At 41.9% G+C, this 2,231-nt stretch carries 3 protein-coding genes; all 3 read left to right on the top strand.

The window, feature by feature from the left end:
- Nucleotides 1–816, top strand: an 816-nt coding sequence (locus HJG39_RS19090; protein WP_326849277.1) for an RHS repeat domain-containing protein, incomplete at its 5' end; no start/stop codon positions are given.
- A 16-nt stretch (nucleotides 817–832) separates the two neighbouring features.
- Nucleotides 833–1,291, top strand: coding sequence for a lipase family protein (locus HJG39_RS19085; RefSeq protein ID WP_268411988.1), 459 nt, complete (start codon nucleotides 833–835; stop codon nucleotides 1,289–1,291).
- Entirely contained in the window at nucleotides 1,279–1,884 is a 606-nt protein-coding gene (locus HJG39_RS19080; RefSeq protein WP_268411987.1) for an ankyrin repeat domain-containing protein, read from the top strand. The genes HJG39_RS19085 and HJG39_RS19080 overlap by 13 nt, the downstream gene beginning before the upstream one ends.
- The last annotated feature ends 347 nt before the right edge of the window (nucleotides 1,885–2,231 follow it).

Genomic DNA, 2,231 nt, shown 5'->3' with positions numbered 1-2,231 from the left:
ATGCACATCAGCTACACCCACCGCGACCGCTTAGGCAGTGCCGCCACCTTCACCAACGCACAAAACAGCGTCACCGCAAGACGCCACTTCGACGCCTTCGGCAAACCAAGAAATGGCGATTGGAGCCAACTAGAAAGCTTAAGCCTTGCGGCGCAACTTGGCACCAACCTGCTCGATACCAGCATGACCACACGAAGAGGCTTTACCGACCACGAGCACCTCGACGAAGCCGAACTCATCCATATGAATGGACGTGTGTATGACTACAATGTGGGCAGGTTTATGAGTGTGGACCCAGTGATTCAATCGCCTACGAACACTCAAAGTGTAAACCCGTATTCTTACATTATGAATAACCCCATGAGTGGAATTGATCCGAGTGGTTATTGTTCAACCTCAGACGAAGTACAAACATGTTTTGAGGGAATAGAAAATGGAGAAACCAAGGATATTACCAATGCAGATGGTGAAGTAGTTGGTTCAATTAGTAAGGATGAAGATGGAAAAATTTCGGTTAAGAGCAATGGAGCGAACTCAAGTGGCGTTAATGGCATTTTAAATATCAGTGGTTCGGAAGCTGCGGATATTGGTTCCGAAATACAAAAAGCAAAAAGGGACGCAGTAATAAGCAAAGATGTATACGAAGGAAATGGAGATCTTGAATCAGTTGGTGTAAAGAAAGTAAGTGACTCGGAATTAGATGAATTAGGAATTGATAAAACCATATTTGAAGATGAAGAGCGTGAATCTGGCTTTAAATCAGGGCTTTATAAAGACACGGAAGCAGGTGAATATATATGCATTTACCGGAACTGAAGATGGAGTTGATTGGATGACTAATTTCGCTGAAGGTGTCGGCATTTATTCCAGGCAGCATGCGCTTGCTGTAAGAACAACTGAAATTTTGGTGAGTAAATTGAAAGGAAGAAGTTTATCTCTTACAGGACACTCTCTGGGAGGTGGGTTAGCCAGTTTGGCTGCATCAAAGTGGGGATTGACAGCTAGGACATTTAATGCTGCTGGCTTGAGCAAAGGTACTTTAAGTTTTCATTCAATTAGACAAGGAGCGGATTCTAATGTTCAGGCTTATTATGTAAAAGGGGAGTTGTTACACTTTGCGCAACAACAAGTTATTGCACCAGCAAAATTAGGTAATCAGATTGCTCTGGAATCAACAAGGGTTGTTGGGTTTCCACAGTTTCCCATTGTTAGTGGTATGAATCGATACAGAATGCATGGAATAGATGATGTAATAAAAGGGCTAGAGGGTAAGAGAGCATGGCAAAAATAGTTATTTCGGGGGTTTTGTATTTATTCCTTTTGATGGGATGTTTAGATATGGGTACTGATGTTGAACGAATGCATAATGCAGTAAAAAGAGGTGATGTTGCTCGCGTTAAGGCATTGCTTAAAGACGGTGTTTCCGCAAACATCAAGAATGAAAAAGATACTAGTCCAATGGAACTAGCTGTTGTCTATGGTTGTTTTGAATGTTTGGAAGAGCTCATTAAAAATGGCGGAGACGTCAATGAGACCGATAAACGAGGAGAGGAAAGTCTAATCTTTTTATCACTTTCTCAACATAGGTTTCCTTACCTGAAGCTTCTTGTTAAAAATGGCGCTGAAGTAAATACACAAGATTCAATGGGTTACACCCCTTTAATTTCAGCTATTGTGTTATCCCAATATGATATGGCCGAATTCCTTCTCAATTCTGGCGCTGATCCAACTTTAGCTAATAATACGGGTAAAACACCTCTAGATTACTTGAGAGAAGATAAGATTACTCCCGAGTTTGAGCAATATGAGTATAGAAAAAAAGTTAGAAAGATAATATTATTGAGGCTGTCTGCCCCGTCCAAACGTCCAAAAGGTAACGGGTAATATCTTTCAAGGTTGATTTTTAGGTTGCTGTTTAAAAATCAACCTGTCATTTCTTAAATTCCTACCAAGTATTTTGTAACCGCCCGGCGAAGCACACCTGTTGTTTTATTTGGAACCAATTTAAACGGCAACACGCTAAACGGCGAATACCTGTATCACGGTGTGACTGGGCAAATGTTATCGACCAAAGTGCAAACCGGTGCGACTTCGCCACTGCATCACTTGGCCTACAACGCTTCCAATGCTTATAGTTATACCACTGGCACCAACAAAATCAGCAGCATCCGCTTAAAAGATGACAGCACCGTGAGCTTTGGTTACGACAACAAAGGCAACCAGACCCACAG

The organism is Alteromonas sp. a30, assembly GCF_026788005.1.
Classification (GTDB): Bacteria; Pseudomonadota; Gammaproteobacteria; order Enterobacterales; family Alteromonadaceae; genus Paraneptunicella.
The sequence above is the reverse complement of the archived record's forward strand: the minus strand, read 5'-3'. Positions and strand labels throughout refer to the sequence as shown.